The organism is Nitrospira sp. CR1.1 (genome assembly GCA_014055465.1).
In the GTDB taxonomy this organism is placed as follows: domain Bacteria; phylum Nitrospirota; class Nitrospiria; order Nitrospirales; family Nitrospiraceae; genus Nitrospira_A.
In genome coordinates this window covers 252,906-268,187 of record WIAF01000004.1, presented here as the reverse complement: position 1 = coordinate 268,187, position 15,282 = coordinate 252,906, and the positions used below count along the sequence as shown (strand labels likewise).

At 61.3% G+C, this 15,282-nt stretch carries 18 protein-coding genes and 1 pseudogene; 13 read left to right on the top strand and 6 right to left on the bottom strand.

Annotated elements, in window-relative coordinates; translation table 11 throughout:
* Nucleotides 1–32: 32 nt before the first annotated feature.
* A complete protein-coding gene (locus tag GDA65_10220) occupies nucleotides 33–383 on the top strand; it encodes a hypothetical protein (GenBank protein ID MBA5863066.1) in 351 nt (116 codons plus the stop codon).
* Between the two features lie 40 nt (nucleotides 384–423).
* Here the strand turns inward: GDA65_10220 and GDA65_10215 are convergent, their stop codons facing one another.
* Nucleotides 424–1,068, bottom strand: a complete 645-nt coding sequence (locus GDA65_10215; protein MBA5863065.1) for a hypothetical protein — start codon at nucleotides 1,066–1,068, stop codon at nucleotides 424–426.
* Between the two features lie 120 nt (nucleotides 1,069–1,188).
* Between GDA65_10215 and GDA65_10210 the strand changes: the two genes are divergently transcribed.
* Nucleotides 1,189–2,541: an NAD(P)-binding protein gene (locus tag GDA65_10210; GenBank protein MBA5863064.1), complete on the top strand. Its 1,353-nt coding sequence runs from the start codon at nucleotides 1,189–1,191 to the stop codon at nucleotides 2,539–2,541.
* Here GDA65_10210 and GDA65_10205 read toward each other — a convergent pair.
* Entirely contained in the window at nucleotides 2,510–3,094 is a 585-nt protein-coding gene (locus GDA65_10205) for a GNAT family N-acetyltransferase (GenBank protein ID MBA5863063.1), read from the bottom strand. The genes GDA65_10210 and GDA65_10205 overlap by 32 nt on opposite strands.
* 518 nt (nucleotides 3,095–3,612) lie before the next feature.
* Here GDA65_10205 and GDA65_10200 point away from each other — a divergent pair.
* The 4 genes and pseudogenes from GDA65_10200 (at nucleotide 3,613) to GDA65_10185 (ending at nucleotide 6,405) form a co-directional block, all read left to right on the top strand.
* Nucleotides 3,613–3,864, top strand: a pseudogene (locus GDA65_10200) (hypothetical protein).
* 284 nt (nucleotides 3,865–4,148) lie between these two features.
* The gene (locus GDA65_10195) at nucleotides 4,149–5,171 is read left to right on the top strand and encodes a methyltransferase domain-containing protein (protein MBA5863062.1); all 1,023 of its coding nucleotides are present in this window, start codon (nucleotides 4,149–4,151) and stop codon (nucleotides 5,169–5,171) included.
* A complete protein-coding gene (locus GDA65_10190) occupies nucleotides 5,080–5,730 on the top strand; it encodes a DUF5069 domain-containing protein (protein MBA5863061.1) in 651 nt (216 codons plus the stop codon). The genes GDA65_10195 and GDA65_10190 overlap by 92 nt, the downstream gene beginning before the upstream one ends.
* 231 nt (nucleotides 5,731–5,961) lie before the next feature.
* Nucleotides 5,962–6,405, top strand: coding sequence for a PRC-barrel domain containing protein (locus GDA65_10185; protein ID MBA5863060.1), 444 nt, complete (start codon nucleotides 5,962–5,964; stop codon nucleotides 6,403–6,405).
* Between the two features lie 66 nt (nucleotides 6,406–6,471).
* On the opposite strand, the gene GDA65_10180 is transcribed toward GDA65_10185, so the two are convergent.
* Both GDA65_10180 and GDA65_10175 read right to left on the bottom strand, forming a co-directional pair.
* Entirely contained in the window at nucleotides 6,472–8,244 is a 1,773-nt protein-coding gene (locus tag GDA65_10180; protein MBA5863059.1) for a DUF2207 domain-containing protein, read from the bottom strand.
* A 1-nt stretch (nucleotide 8,245) separates the two neighbouring features.
* Nucleotides 8,246–8,782 carry a LemA family protein gene (locus tag GDA65_10175; protein ID MBA5863058.1) on the bottom strand — a complete coding sequence of 179 codons (537 nt, stop codon included), beginning with the start codon at nucleotides 8,780–8,782 and terminating at the stop codon, nucleotides 8,246–8,248.
* A 271-nt stretch (nucleotides 8,783–9,053) separates the two neighbouring features.
* Here GDA65_10175 and GDA65_10170 point away from each other — a divergent pair, with 271 nt between their 5' ends.
* The 7 genes from GDA65_10170 to GDA65_10140 all read left to right on the top strand — a co-directional run bounded on the left by GDA65_10170 (nucleotide 9,054) and on the right by GDA65_10140 (nucleotide 14,434).
* Nucleotides 9,054–9,380 (top strand): hypothetical protein, encoded by a 327-nt coding sequence (locus GDA65_10170; protein ID MBA5863057.1) that lies wholly within the window; start codon nucleotides 9,054–9,056, stop codon nucleotides 9,378–9,380.
* A 63-nt stretch (nucleotides 9,381–9,443) separates the two neighbouring features.
* Nucleotides 9,444–9,947 carry a DUF4188 domain-containing protein gene (locus tag GDA65_10165; GenBank protein MBA5863056.1) on the top strand — a complete coding sequence of 168 codons (504 nt, stop codon included), beginning with the start codon at nucleotides 9,444–9,446 and terminating at the stop codon, nucleotides 9,945–9,947.
* Between the two features lie 356 nt (nucleotides 9,948–10,303).
* A complete protein-coding gene (locus tag GDA65_10160) occupies nucleotides 10,304–10,699 on the top strand; it encodes a DUF3597 family protein (protein ID MBA5863055.1) in 396 nt (131 codons plus the stop codon).
* Nucleotides 10,700–11,079: 380 nt separating this feature from the next.
* Entirely contained in the window at nucleotides 11,080–11,625 is a 546-nt protein-coding gene (locus GDA65_10155; protein MBA5863054.1) for a hemerythrin domain-containing protein, read from the top strand.
* Between the two features lie 25 nt (nucleotides 11,626–11,650).
* Nucleotides 11,651–12,751: a hypothetical protein gene (locus GDA65_10150; protein ID MBA5863053.1), complete on the top strand. Its 1,101-nt coding sequence runs from the start codon at nucleotides 11,651–11,653 to the stop codon at nucleotides 12,749–12,751.
* Nucleotides 12,752–12,799: 48 nt separating this feature from the next.
* A complete protein-coding gene (locus GDA65_10145) occupies nucleotides 12,800–13,123 on the top strand; it encodes a DUF59 domain-containing protein (protein ID MBA5863052.1) in 324 nt (107 codons plus the stop codon).
* Between the two features lie 57 nt (nucleotides 13,124–13,180).
* Nucleotides 13,181–14,434 (top strand): sigma-70 family RNA polymerase sigma factor, encoded by a 1,254-nt coding sequence (locus tag GDA65_10140; GenBank protein MBA5863051.1) that lies wholly within the window; start codon nucleotides 13,181–13,183, stop codon nucleotides 14,432–14,434.
* A gap of 203 nt (nucleotides 14,435–14,637) precedes the next feature.
* Here GDA65_10140 and GDA65_10135 read toward each other — a convergent pair whose 3' ends face one another.
* A complete protein-coding gene (locus tag GDA65_10135) occupies nucleotides 14,638–14,961 on the bottom strand; it encodes a hypothetical protein (GenBank protein ID MBA5863050.1) in 324 nt (107 codons plus the stop codon).
* The gene (locus GDA65_10130; GenBank protein MBA5863049.1) at nucleotides 14,958–15,239 is read right to left on the bottom strand and encodes a toxin; all 282 of its coding nucleotides are present in this window, start codon (nucleotides 15,237–15,239) and stop codon (nucleotides 14,958–14,960) included. Before GDA65_10130 ends, GDA65_10135 begins: the two co-directional genes overlap by 4 nt.
* Between the last annotated feature and the right edge of the window lie 43 nt (nucleotides 15,240–15,282).

Here is a 15,282-nt window from a genome sequence, read left to right as displayed (position 1 = left end):
GAACTGGTCTCAAACACTGTCGAGAGGATTTGATGGATTTGGAGAATAAGTCCGACGCCGAGATTCTGGCTGTTGCCGACCCGATCATGGACAACCTGATGGAGGCGTCGACCGCCATCGACCATGCGCGCCATGTCCGGGACTTCACGGACCGGCTGAAGGCGATTGTGACGAAAGATTATCTCGAACGGGTGTGCCGCCAGTATCAAACCGAAAAGGGCGGGTTCGGCGCGCGTATGCCGGTCGCGGTGTTCCGCCGGCCCGGCTCCATCGCCATTGTCTGGAAACAACATTTTACCAACTCGCCAGGCGAATATGTCGCGGAGATGGTTCTGGTGCAGCAGGGGGGGCGCTACCTCGTCGATCACGTGTTTGTGTTGTGACCTGCATCGTTCGATGCGCGGAATCACAGATGATTCCCGCCTAGTCCGTCCTGTTCCCTTGATCACAGGAAATCGCGGGACTTACGCGGCCTGCGTCCCATTTCCAAAACATACAAAAGTCGGTGCGGTGCGGTTCGTGAAAGATGTCCCGGTAGCAGACCGTCCCATGATAGTAGAGCGCCGACTTAGCTGTTTGTATGGCCGTGATTTCTTCGGCGGTTAATGGCGCTTCGCGGATTGTTTCGGGTCTGGATACCTTGCCTACGAACCACTTTGGTTTGTCCGGCTGTTGATTTTCGGGGCAGGTGACTTGCTCGAAGTTCTTGGTCAGCGGGTAGTCGGCAACAGTGATGGAAGCCTGGATGGCATCGTTGTAAGCCGGGGTCCGCCCGATGTTCTGGATCGTCCCCCGGACCCGAGGCGATACGCCTTCTTTCAGCGCCGTTGGCCCGACCGCGCGGGCGTCGACGTAGGCCCGCAGTTCGAGTTTGGCTTTTTGCTGCGAGACGTAGTCCTGCCATGTCGGATAACCCACGAGCGCGCCGATGATCGCGGCGATGACCACACACACAAAGACGGCGAGTCTGAGGCGAAAGCTCCGCTCGTCGTCGGCGGTGGAATCCGCAGCCGTTTCAGGCACGAGACTATCAGGGGAGGAAGGGCTGCTCGGTCGATCTGCATCCATGCTCATCCTCCTCGTGTAAAGGCCGTAGCCTAGCGATTCTGGTACGTGGGATCAAGCAAGGATTCCCTGCACTGCAATCACACTATCTCCGGGCGGCTGAATCGCGTATCGTCGAGAGTCATGGAAACAATCGTCTCATTGCGCGGCGCGTCGGTGATTGTGGCGGGGGCAGGGCTGGCCGGACTGACCGCCGCGCGTGAGCTGCAACGGCGCGGTGCGCGAGTGAGGGTTGTGGAGGCCCGTGACCGCCTGGGCGGTCGGGTCTGGACGAGACGTGACGGATTTGCGGATGGGCAACATGCCGAGGCCGGGGGCGATATGATCGATCCTGATCAGGAAGCCATCCGCCGGCTGGCCCATGAGCTGGGGCTGACCCTGTCGCCGATCTTGCGCGGCGGGTTTGCCTTTGTCCGTCAGGCAGCGCGCGCGCCCGTGATCGTGCGAGCTTCGGAGGCCTGTGGGCTGTGGGCCGAATTGGCGCAAGCCGCCGAGCCGTGGGTGCGAGCCTATCGGTTGAACGAGCGTCGATGGGATGGTCCGATTGCACAGCGGCTGGCCGACCAGTCGGTTGCTGAATGGCTCGACGAGATCAGGGCCAACCGCCGGTTACGCGCGCGGCTGAACGGCATGCGAGGATTTTTCCTGGCCGATCCTGCGAACCTGTCGTTGCTCGCGCTTGTCGATCAACTGGCTGCGGAGTCGTCGGCAATGAACCACTTCTACCGCATCAGGGGAGGCAACGATCATCTTGCCACCGCACTCGCCGGGACATTGCAGGAGCCGGTTCAACTCAAGACCATCGTGCGCGCGGTTGCGCAGCATCGAGGCCGGGTGCGGGTAACCGTTCGCAGGGGGGACGGACAGGGCCACCTCACCGCGGATGCGTTGGTGCTGGCGCTGCCTGCCACCATGGTGCGGCGCCTCGCCTTCACCCCGCCGCTTCCTGTGCCGCAACGAAACGCGTGTCGGAATGTGCGATACGGACCAGCGACGAAGACGCTCCTGCAGTTCGATCGGCGATTCTGGCGGCGTCCGGGCAAGCCCCTGGCGTATGGAACCGACCTGCCGGTCGGCGCGATCTGGGACGGAAACGAGGAGCAGCGGGGTCGGGGCGGTATTCTGACGTTGCTTGCAGGCGGATCGGCCAGTCGTGATACGAAGCAACTCCTTGCTGACGGTGGGGTCGAGGCAGTGGCGGCAAGGCTGAAGTGGTTGGGGGTGACGAAGGCCCGGTTACGCGCGTCGCGCCACGTGTCATGGGAAGACGATCCATTCGTGCGCGGCGGGTATGCGGTGTTTCAGCCCGGATACGATCCGGAACAACGAGCCTGGCTATCCAAACCGTATGGACGGATAGTATTCGCCGGCGAACAGACCAGCTTGCGTTGGCAAGGCTACATGAACGGGGCGGTCGAAAGCGGGCTGCGGGCTGCGGAGGAAGTCACGGCTCTATTGGCGAGGTGTCGCCGGTGACCGCCGGACAACGGGCGAGATACTCCTGCCGCAACATGCCGTACACCTCCACATCGATGCGTTGCCCGAAACGAAGATAGTGTTCGCGCAGCCGGCCCTCGTGAGTCATGCCCGCCTTTTGCAGCACTCGCCCGGAAGCCGGGTTGGTATGAAAATGCGGCGCGTAGATGCGGTGTAGCTTCAGGTGGTTGAAGCCGTACTCCACGAGTGCGGTGACGGCTTCGGTCCCGTAGCCTCTGTTCCAATAGGCATGGCCCAGCCAATAACTGAGCCGCCCCTGTTCATGCTCAACGACGAGCTCCATACCGATGGAGCCGATGACTTCTCCGCTTCCCGCGAGGGTGATGGCACAGGTCACGCTTGTTCCTGCCGCCCCGTCCTTCAAACGCTGCGCGATCCAGTCTTGTGCCGCCTGCCGATCCATCGGATGCGGGAGAAAGGTGCCGGCGGCCACGTCTTTTGCCCCCGCTAAACGGTGCACAGCCTCGGCGTCGCCCATTTGAAATGGCCGGAGCGCGAGTCGCTTGGTTCGGATGGTGACGACAGGGGGCATCGGTCGATCTCATCACATCGACCGGGCAGGACACAACTGTCGGCTGTCACTCTGAGTCTTCACGCTCCTCCCGTTCCCACGTAAGAGTTCTCCTGTGTTATAGAAGGAGATTCAATGGACGTCGCTCAGGTGTTGATCGCGCAATATGGCTGGCAGGCGCGCTAGTTGTGAACGACCGGCCGTTACTCCCATCGTTGCTCAATCGAATCCATCCTACGCATGCACTCTTATCGCTCTTCGTCTCCTCGATAGGTCCTGCCCGATTACGAGCGCTGCTGTTCGTTTTTGTTGACATCGTTCCTTCCTCCGCTCGCGTTCACAGACAGACGGGAGAGGTCTTTTTCTGAACCAGGGCGCTGAGCCGGTACGGATCTGGTCCGGGCCACGTATTCTCCGCACACACGTCCTGAGCCAGGACGGCCACGCTTGACCATGGCCTGGAAGCCCCGGAGCTGCCGGCGCATACGCCGCCCCCCGGCCCTCAGGGTCTCGATTGAATGGATTGGCTGTGTACCGCGCTCTTGGTCGGCAGCGTGGTCGGCGGTCTGTGGGTCGGCACACGCTACGTCTTGTTCCGGTTGCTCGGTTGCCGGAAGTCGGATGCGACGGTTTTCGCCTTCATGGGGCTCGTCAGCGCTACGGCGCTGTTCTGGCAGCCCATTCCCAACTCCTATTCCTGGGGTTCACTGTCGATCGTGCTTGCGCTGTTGTTGTATGCCGAGCAGCGCCCCGCGGGAGCGAGCCGCTACGTGGCGGCCAGCGCGCTGACCTGGCAATGGGATGGGCATGCGATGCGCGTCACGTTACGCGGCCCAGCGCAAGTGTTTCGATTCGGAGCGGCCTTTCCCCCCGGCGCCGGGCTGACCGTCACGCATAAGCCGGCGACTCCCTGATGGTACGTCTTTCCATGCTCCTGTCGTGACCGCGCACCACATCGAGATGATGTCGCCGGCTCCCGAGTTCCTCCCCTCGCATCAATACGTCCGAAGGATTACAATCCAGCCGATGCCGATCTGTTTCGTGGCTACCACCATCGAACCGAGGAGTGTTGCCGATGTTGAAACCGGAACCGGCCGGAGGGCCGACCCCGCAGTTGTTCTTCCAGACGGCTAATGCCTACCAGCGGTCGCAGGCGCTGAAGGCCGCGGTCGAACTCGATTTCTTCACCGCCATTGGATTAGGCCACGACCAGGTGCCGACGTTGGCCGAGCGCTGCGGTTCGGCCAAGCGGGGCGTGCGCATTCTGGCGGACTATCTCACTATCCAAGGGTTCCTGACCAAGGAGGGCGATCGGTACAAACTGACGCCGGACAGCGCGATATTCCTGGACCGGCGCTCGCCGGCCTACATGGGTTCCGTATTGGGGTTTCTGCATGCGCCGAAGTTCATCGCGGCGTTTGAGAATCTGACCGGGGCGGTGCGCAAGGGAGGAACGGTGGCAGGGGAGGCGGGTACGGTCACGCCGGAGCATCCGCTGTGGGTGGATTTCGCGCGTTCCATGATTCCAATGATGGCCAAGCCGGCCGAGGAGATTGGCATCTTCGTGCGGCAGTCGCAGCCGAATGTGAAGAAGGTGCTGGACCTTGCAGCGGGGCACGGTCTCTTTGGAATCGAGATCGGAAGTCGTTGTCCTCAGGCGGAAATCGTGGCCCTGGATTGGCCGAATGTGTTAACCGTGGCCAGGGAATTAGCCCAACAGGCCGGCATTGCGTCGCGCTATCGGACCATCGCCGGCGATGCGTTCCAACAGGAATTTGGCGAGGGCTATGATCTCGTCCTGCTCACCAACTTTCTCCATCATTTTTCCGTACAGACCTGCGAATCGTTGTTGCGCAAGATCCATCGGTCGCTTGCGCCCGGCGGCCGGGTCATCACGTTGGAGTTCGTCCCGGACGAGGACCGGGTCACGCCGCCGCCGGTGGCGGAGTTCAGTCTGATCATGCTTGCGACGACCCCGGAAGGGGACGCGTATACGTTCCGGGAGTATGAGAAGATGTTTGCTGACGCGGGATTTTCCAGTACGGAGCGTCACCCTGTGGCCGGTTCCATCGAGCAGGTGCTGGTGTCCTCGGTGTAGTCTGTTACGCGGTCAGTCACCCCGGCTGCCGTGCCCGTTCATACAACGGACAGCCGGCGAGAGAGTTGAGTACGCTCGAAAGAGGAGGACACCGTGCTGCAGGTCCCGGTTGGTCATGATGCATAGACTTCGGTCGCCACGGGTGCGGCTGGGCGGCTATGTCATCCTGCCGCGACTCATTGACAAGGTGCGGCTCCATGCGGAGGGGCTCTTGCCTGAATCGTACGTGCCGTTTCTGCTTCGTCCCGGCTTGCCGTTGGATGGTCGTTTCCTCGCCTTTACCGGCATCCAGCCGGAGGCTCTTCGCCAGGCGGTGTGTTCAATTGACGACGATGAGGCCATCCTGGCCTGGGTCACAGAGGCGGCGCCGCCGCACGACCCCCAGGAGATCGAAGCGTGGAGCGACGGGTTGGAGCGGCTCCGGCCAGATCGAGCCTTGGCCCGGTTCCTGACCAGACTGAGCCCCGAGTTGGCAACGCAGGTCGAATTCACGCAGCATCCCCTCTTCGACCTCATCGATATGGATGAACGACGGCGAGCGATTCCCGCTGGTTCCTGATTCCTCTCGTCAGGTGGCGCGTTGCCCGCCGGCGTTCCGGCTCCGGTCGGGACCTTGGTTGCAGCCTCGTCTTTGGGGCGCCATTCTCTTCGATAGACGATTCCCCGTGAACCGGCATCCTGTCAGCTTGGGGTGATTCGCCCGGGAACTAGGGTTTCCGAGAGGTGCCTTCCACCTGTCGCCGGTATTCAATACTCGCAGGGTATGAGCGGTTGTTGAAAGGAGGGCCCCATGCGGTATGCCATCGCCATTCTCCTGACCTGCTTGTCGTTCGCCGTTGGCCATCCGGCCGAGGCGCGTGACCTCAGCGGCGTGTTCAAGGCCAGTGAGTTAATCGGGATGAAGGTGTTTGGAACCGATGGAAAAAACCTGGGCGACATCAAGGATCTGGTGATCAATCCCGATGACGGGGCCATTGACTACGCGGTCCTGGACTTCGGCGGCTTTCTGGGCATCAAGGACAAGTACTTCGCCATTCCATGGGATGCGCTGCAGGTCACGCCGGATAAAGAGAAGATTCTCATCGACGCGACGACGCGGGATCTGAAAAACGCGCCGGGCTTCGACAAGAACAATTGGCCCGACTTCGGCGATCTGGCGCAGACGACCCTGATCTACGAATTCTACGGCGTCCCCGTCCCCAACGTGAGCGGGGAACACAAGGTCACCAGGTGAGAGTCACGCGACAGTGCTTCTGTGGCTGCCAGGTTGCCTCGCGTCCACAATAGACGCCGCAGCGGCCTAGAAGCCGCGGCCGCCTCCGCCGCCGAATCCGCCGCCAGACGAGCCACCGCTGCTGAAGCCTGAGCCGCTAGAGCTGCGTGGCGCCGATGTCATCGTCGAACCGGTTCGTGATGCCATGTCGCCCATGCGACTCGTGAAGCCTCTCGTGTTGAACTGAGCGAGGTCGCTTCCCTGGTACCAGGCGGGAGCGGTCATGACGATCGACTCGAATGCGCGCGCCCAATTCTGTTCCACGCCCAGGGCCATGGCATAAGGGAGAAATTTCTCGAACAGTTCTGGTGTCTTGATGAGGCGATCGAACCGGTCGGCTTCGACGCGTGTCAAAAATTCCTCAAACCCTAACACCCCTTCCAGGGCCTTTGTGCCTTGCTGTGTACGGGCCGGCATGATGCGGCCGAATCCGACCACAATCACCCCCGAGAGCAAGCCGGCGGCCAGGGCTGTCAGGGGCGCCATGCCCCAGCGGTCGGCAAGGGCCAGGAGCCCGATGGTCAACACTATCCCGAGCGTGATGCCGCCGGCCAGATAGCCCTGCTTCACGCGGTCTGGCCGCTGCCCGTAATAGTGACGGGTCTGCAACGAGTTGAAAACCGCGTCGTGGATTCCCGGCAGGGATTGATAGAAGCGGTTCTCGAGAGCGCTGAGCAGAACCTCGTCGCCTTCGCTGTCCTTGAATACGGCTTCCAGCAGGAGCCGCTCGAAAGCGGGCAAGGCCGCCCACTCCTGCTGAGGCTTGATGCGATGGAACAGATAGTCCAGGCTCGACCAGAGTCCGAACAGGTGCTCTGCCTTCCGTTCGGTGATCCGCAGGTACCCTCGCACAGCCAGGTCCACCAGGGTCGCGGTGATATCGCGAGTGTCCGGGCGTTCATCCACGAGCGTGCCGACTTCCGCCGGTGTCAGTCGATCCGGAGGTTCATACATGACGGCAATGGGCCGGAGGCGCGGATCCCTTCCACGCGTGGACCAGAGGCGATACATCAGGCCGAAGATCAGCAGGGGAATTCCCAAGGGCCAGTTGCTCACGAGTGCCATGCGTGTCCGGTCCAATGCGGTCGGGGCGGTGACGAAGCCCGTATCCCAACCGACGACGGCGGTGAGTCCTTCGCGGAACCCAAGGGGGCGTGTCATGGTCATCTCGATGCCGGAGCCGGCGATCGTGACGGTCGCGGCTTGTTCGCGCGCGCCATAGGCTCCGGTGAAGGCCTGGGCGCGGACCCCGGTTGTCTGCGGCGGAAGGATGATGCGTACGGAGGCCTGCTCGATGGGCACATCCCATTCGTCTCCGGTGACGTTCCAGTACAGTTCGTCGTGGTCTTCGAAAAATTTCAGACCGTTCCGGACGAGGTATTTCAACACGAAGGTGCGTGTGGCGTCAGTCGCGCCGGGAATCCAGATCCGGAAGTTCCGGTAATGCCGTTCCCGGCTGCTTTCAAATGTGAGCGGGGTTCCCTGCTCGTCGGTGACCGAGACCCGATCGAGCAGCAGGGAGTAGTTGAAGCCTTGCGGGGTGCGATACTCGATGGGAATCAGGCGTTCGATACCGTTCCAGGCGCCCTCGAAGCGAGGACTGACCGTTTCCGTGACGAGCAGCGCACCGCCGGGCAACACGTGTAGCTCCACGTCGAAGCGACTGAGCACGAACGAGCGCGCATCTGCGGGCAGCAGGCTCACGCATTGAAGAAGGCACAGAAGGGCCAGGCTGAATAGGGCGGGAGAGAAGTGTGGGCCTCGTCTCGATCTCACGGTCGGATCGCCGGCACCATCCACGCTAAAACTGCACCCGTGGCGGCTCGCGCTGTGTGTTGTCGGTCAGCTCGAAGAACTGTCGGCCGACAAAGTGGAACCATCCTGCAATCACGTTGGTCGGAATCTCCTGGGTCTTGGCATTGTAATCGCGGACGACGGCGTTGTAATAGCGCCTGGCCTGCTGCAACGCCTCTTCAATCTGGTTCAGGCTGCTCTGAAGCTGATTGAAGGCTTCGACCGCGCGCAACTGCGGATAGGCTTCGGCGAGCGCAAACAGCGACTTCAGTGACTGGCTCAGCTGATGTTCAGCAGCGGCTTTGGCTTCGGGACCCTGCGCCGACATGGCCTTGGCTCGTGCATTGATTACGGCCTCCAAGGCTCCCTTCTCATGGGCGGCATAGGCTTTGACGGTTTCGACGAGGTTCGGAATCAGGTCGTAGCGGCGCTTGAGCTGGACATCGATGTCGGCCCAGGCACTTTCGCACGCGGCGCGGAGGCGGACCAGCGAGTTGTACATACCGATGACGATCAGCACGAGCGCAACCAGCACGGCGAGGATGATCCAACCCATCGGTGTCTCCTTGCGGAATTGGGTGAAGGTACGTATGGGACAGCCGGGATGATAGCCTGCCCCTCGGATTCTGTAAAGGAGCGCGCGCAGTTCCTGCCGCGGTCGTCGTGGGTTGGTGTCGGTTGCCAACTGGTAGGGGGTTGCGATGGCCTCGTGACATTCCTGAGTTCCCCCGCTATTCTCCTCGTGACGAAATCCTGTTTGAACGGCAGGCCCGGTTTCCCAGATGGTGCCTGATCATTATTTCAAGGAGGTACCTATGGTGCATCGCAACGGACGAATCGGATGGAGCCTCATCGTCGTACTTGTCTGTGTATTGGCGGGGGAAGCTGTCATGGTTCCGGCGGTCTTGGCTGAAGAGCCGGCGATTGAGGTCAACAGCCAGGAGGCGGTCCGGCAGACCCTTGAATCACAGGCGGGCAAACGCGTAAAGGTCAAATTACTGTCCGGGCAGGATCTCGATGGCAAGGTGGCGAAAGTCGGCGCCCAGGCGCTAGTCTTGACCGAACTGTCCGGGATGGAGTTCTTCGATGCGACCGTGCGATTGGATCAGGTGGCTGCGGTCATCGTCCGGCGCGGCAAGTAGTGTTCGATTCAAGTCACGTCGGCCAGGCTGGTGTGTCGCATCCAGATTGAGGCGATGATGCCTATGCCTATTCTGCGCAGAACCGTGGACCTGTCCGGGTTTCCGGACCTCGTGGTCATCTACCTCGGGATGCGAGTCAACCGCTGGACGGGGCTCAAGACTCTGTTCGGGTTCGGCCCTCACATTGCCCAATCAGTCGAAGCTCAACCGGAAGGGCTGCTGCTCCATGAAACACTCCTCTGGTCATTGATGCCGCCTCACATCGGGATGCGGCAATATTGGCGCGACTTCGATGCGCTGGAACGCTGGGCTCGCTCCGATCCCCATCGCCAGTGGTGGCAGCAGTTTCTCCGCGATACGGGAGGAACGGGATTTTGGCACGAGGCCTACTTCATGCGCGGCGGGATGGAGGCGGTGTACATCGACATCCTGCAGGACATCGGGTTCTTGCGGTTCGCACCGGCCCACGCAGCCAAGGGCGCGCTGTTCAGCGCGAGAAGTCGAGTAGGACGAACCGGTGAATCGACGTTGCCGCCGGCGGTGAAGGAGGAGGAGTTGAATCGGTGACTTGCGGGTCCTCAAGCCGATTCCTGGGCAAGCCCGAGGGCGGAGACCGCCGGCTTGTGGCGGAGACTTGGCCTCTTGCCCGCAGGGCTCCAGCAGCCCTGTGAAGACCAGTGTCGTGCAGGCATGTTTCTTCTATCGCTGCAGCAACTGTCTGCTCAGTATGCCCGTATTGCCGATAGGGCGCCACAGCATGACCTCCCCCGTAGTGGTGTGTCGAGAATTCAAACTGCGCGGACCCCGCGACCCCTTCGAGAACGCACGGAAGCCTGTAGTGTTACGCCGCGACCGGTGATAGAGTGCAGTCGTAGTGTATCCCGTGATCTGCAGTCCTCAATTTCTCGCCGGAAGGAGATCTTATGGGCCTCTTTAGCTCGATCCTTGACAAGCTTGGCTTTGGTGCGTCTCATGCGCAGGCGGCTTCGCCACCCGCGGCCCAAAAGGCGCCATCGACGCCGACCCCTGCCGCTCCTCCGCCTCCTGCTGCCACGACGGTAGTCGATGTGGTTGGGAAGTTGGAAAAACTCGCGGCGTCCTCTCCACAGAAGCTCAACTGGAAGACGTCCATCGTAGATTTGTTGAAACTCCTGGGATTGGAAAGCAGCCTCCAGGCCCGCAAGGATCTCGCGACCGAACTCGGCTGCCCGGCAGACAAAATGGGCGATTCGGCGCAGATGAACATATGGCTCCATAAGACAGTGCTCCAGAAGCTGGCTGCAAACGGAGGAAATATTCCCAAGGAGTTGCTGCACTAGCCCTTCGAAGTATCCTGCATACTGTCCCTGCTCCATCGCTCGGCCCGCGATAGTTCGCGGCCGGGCGATGCCGCTGGAGGACGATGTGCGCGTGGAGACATACTCGCATGCGCGCAAGATCCGGATCGGCGAGCGCCAACGCAAGGCTGTCCGATCTTTGCCCTGACTGTTTCTCAATGCCACGATCTGCTCTGCCGAGAATCGTGACCGCTTCATGCGCCCGCGCCTTCCTCCGCGGCCATCCTGTTGGATCATCGCCCCGTTTCCTGACTTTGGAACGTTGACAGTCTGCTCCCCAGGCAGTAGGGTCTGTCGCTGATGAGGGGAGCGTCGAGCAGTCGTCGAAGGAACCAGATCGAGCTCACGACGGACGCGATCGGATGACAGCAGGAGACAAGGACCGGCCGGGACCCATCACGACCTTGCTGGCGGAGGATCATCGACGATTGGACCGGCTGTTACGCTCGGCGTCAGCCGCTGCCGATCACGTAGACCAGGCGGTGTACGACCAATTCCGCGCGGGACTGCTCAGGCACATCGGCATGGAAGAAAAGCTCTTGTTGCCTGCTGTGCAGCGGTGGCGAGGCGGAGAGCCCCTGCCAATTGCTGCGAAGCTTCGGCTCGACCATGGCGCCTTGGCCACGTTGCTCATGCCCACCCCGACCGTTCAGATCCTGGCGACCATTCGCCGCATCTTGTCGGATCACAATCGTTTGGAAGAAGGTCTTGAGGGGCTCTATGCTCTCTGCGATCGATTGCCGGCTGCGGAGATGGAGTCGCTTCTGGAGGCGCTGCAGGCTGCGCCCTCTGTCCGCGTCATGCAGCACTCCGACAGTCCGGCGGTGATGAAAACGCTGGAGGGTGCGCTGGGCCGGGCGGGCTACTGCCTGGAACCGATCCCCACGCCCACAGTGGGCGAGTCATGAGGAGATCGCCGAAGGGGTCGTTCCGATGACGATCCGCCATCCGCGACGGCTTCCGCTGCTTGCGCTCGGCATGGTGGCCTTGCTCACGGGGTTGTGGGCCGGCCTCGCGCGTCTCGGGTGGGATGTCTCTGTGCCGCGGCCCGGGTTTTCATCGTTGCATGGTCCGCTGATGGTGTCCGGCTTTCTCGGGACGCTGATCAGTCTTGAGCGGGCGGTGGCTCTCGGTCAACCCTGGGCCTATGCGGCGCCGTTGCTCACGGGTCTTGGTGCGCTTGTCTTGATCGCAGGCGGCCCACTGATCGCGGCACAGCTGTTGATCCTGGGCGGCAGTGCGGGTCTGGTGGCGATTTTTGTGGCGATTATTCGCCGGCATCCGGCGCTCTACACGTTGACCATGGGCGGCGGGGCCGCCATCTGGTTGATAGGCAATGTGCTCTGGTGCGTCGGCCGACCGCTCTTCCACATCGTATTCTGGTGGGCCGCGTTTCTACTCGTAACGATTGCCGGTGAACGGCTTGAGCTGGCCAGACTACAGCAAGTCACCAGTAGGGCTCAGGCGCTGTTTCTGTTTCTGCTGGGAATTCTGCTGACAGGGCTGGTCCTGTCGGAGTGGTCGTTTGATCCCGGGGTTCGCGTGACCGGCGCCGGGTTCACCGGCCTGGCCGTATGGTTGAGCCGCCATGACATCGCCAGACGAACCGTGACGCAGACGGGCCTCACTCGATTCATGGCGATCTGCTTGCTCAGCGGGTATGGCTGGCTGGGGTTGAGCGGACTGGCGGCATTAGGTTATGGCGGCGTGCCGGTCGGAGCGCAATACGACCTGATCTTGCACGCCTTTTTCCTGGGTTTCGTGTTCGCGATGATTTTCGCGCATGCGCCGGTTATCTTTCCGGCTGTGCTCGGTGCACGGATGACCTATCGGCCGCTGTTCTACGCGCATGTGGTGCTGTTGCAGATCACGTTGTTGATACGACTGGGCGGTGACGTGACCGGGTGGGGGCCGGGACGGCAGGTCGGTGGTTTGCTGAACGCCGTCACGCTGGTTCTGTTCCTGGCGAATACGATCACGGCCTTGAGGAGTGTGCCGGAGCGGTCTGGCGCCACGGCTCGCGCACGGTCCTGATGCGAGTGCTCGTGAGGACGATGGGGTGCGAGTAAACGGGAGCAGGGGATGACGATAGAGAAACGAGAAGCAGGTTCAGATCCGCGAGTGATGGAAGCCTTGCGTCAAGTGGTGGATCCTGAGTTGGGGATCAACATCGTCGACCTGGGGCTGGTCTATGGCGGCGATGTGCGTGACGGGCAGGTGCATGTCACGATGACGATGACGACGCCGGCCTGCCCGATGGAAGAGCTGCTGATGGAGATGGTGCATTCGGCGATCTTGCGTGAGCTGTCCGAGGCACGTTCAGTGGAGGTCGACCTGGTGTGGGATCCACCGTGGACCCCGGACATGATGAGTCCGGCAGCGAAGGTCCAACTCGGTCGGACTTGAGGTTCCATCTGACAAGGGAGGCGGTGGAATTGTACCCGCCTGAGAGGGACTCTGGCCGTGAGCGAGAACCAGCCTCAACAGGTACGCGCCCTGGTGGAGGAGATCTACCGCACCCAGTCCCGTCAGGTGCTCGCTACCTTGATTCGCTTGCTCGGAGATTTCGATGCGGCCGAGGAGGCGCTGCATGAAGCTTTTGCCGTCGCGGTGGATCAGTGGGCGCGCGAAGGGGCGCCGGCCAATCCGCGGGCCTGGCTCGTGTCAACCGGGCGATTCAAAGCGATCGACGGCATGCGGCGGCGAGCCAAATTCGACGCGTCGTTGCCTGACCTGGCCCGGCATCTGGAAGTCACTGCTAACGCTGCCGCTGATGAGGGAGAGGAGTCGGTTGAAGATGACCGGCTACGATTGATCTTCACCTGCTGTCATCCCGCGTTGTCGACGGAGGCTCAGGTCGCCATGACGCTGCGGGAGGTCTGCGGTCTCACGACCGATGAGATCGCCCGCGCCTTTCTGACGAAGCCCACCACCATAGCGCAACGCATCGTGCGCGCCAAGGGCAAGATTCGTGATGCCCGTATTCCCTATGCCGTGCCGTCGGAGGCCGACTTTCCAGACCGCTTGGATGCGGTGTTGAGAGTCGTCTACCTCGTGTTCAACGAGGGGTACAGTGCGTCGTCCGGCGACTCGCTGACCAGGCACGATCTGTCCGCCGAAGCCATACGCCTGGGGCGGGTGCTGGTCGGATTGCTTCCGGGCGCCGATGTCCTGGGGCTCCTGGCGGTCATGCTTCTGCAAGATTCGCGTCGCGCCGCCCGCACCTCGCCGACGGGAGATTTGATTCTGCTCGAGCAACAGGATCGCTCGCTGTGGAATCGGGAGCAGATTGCCGAGGGCACGGCTCTGGTCGAACGGGCGCTGGCTTCACGACAGGTCGGTCCCTATACGATCCAGGCGGCGATCGCCGCGGTGCATGCGGAGGCTCCCGATGCTGCGGCGACCGACTGGGCGCAGATTGTGGGACTGTACGATGTGCTGCTGCGGGCTGAGTCGTCACCGGTGGTGGAGCTGAACCGGGCGGTGGCTGTGGCGATGCGTGACGGTCCGTCGGCGGGTCTCGCGCTGGTCGATGCCATTCTCTCGCGTGGCGATCTTACCAATTATCATCTGGCGCATTCCGCGCGAGCGGATCTCTGCCGCCGGTTGGGGCGAACCGCCGAAGCCTGCGCCTCGTACGAGAAGGCCTTGAGCCTTACGCAGCAGGAACCGGAGCGGCGGTTCTTGGAGAGGCGCCTAAGCGAGCTACAGGATTGAGAAGGGGAGTCGTAGGAATGTATGGCGATGTGCGAAGATAGCGAAGGGTTCATCCGCGCGCACAAACATTAGGATTTACGCAGCAGGAACCCGAGCGGCAGTTTTTGAAGCGGCGCTTGAGCGACCTGGGGCAGGGGGGACAAGTATAGCTTCAGGATTACCTCGATCTTGTCATCGAGACCTACCGCCAGGCTCACGTCGCATTACGCCGCGGTGCGTTTGCGCGCCGTCCGTCTTGAACGCGACGCGAGACTCGACCGTCGCTCGTGGAGACGGCCGGTCGCGAATTTATGCAGCACGCTCGCCATGAGGGTTTGATACGGTATGCCTTCCTCCGCCGCTCGTGCCTGGATATCCGCCAAATCCAATGTGGATAAGCGGATATTGACACGCCGGTTCTTGGTGAGAGTGGCCCGTGCATATTCGCGGTATCGACGCAGCGAGGCCTCCGATGTCACGACGGATTCGAGCTTGCCCTTTTCATATGCCGAAAGAATCCGTTTTTCATATCGATCGAGTCCATTCATTTGTCACCTCTTCTTCCATAGTCACGGGTGGCTTTCCGACTCGGAATGATGGTTTTGAGAAATAGATGATCATATTCCTCAACGTGAGGAACGAGATAGACATACTCCATTACCGCCACCACGAGCACCTTCTGATTCGGATATTGTTCTTGATTTGGATGAGAGAGAACATCAATAAGTCCACCCGATTCAATAGCTAGAACAATATCCTCGAATGAAATACCCCTCGACTCCTTCAGCTGCTCGTTTTTGTGTTCGTTCCATCGGTATGTCCTCACGCCGTGATCATAACTGAGCGTGTGCCTTTTGTCATCATGACAA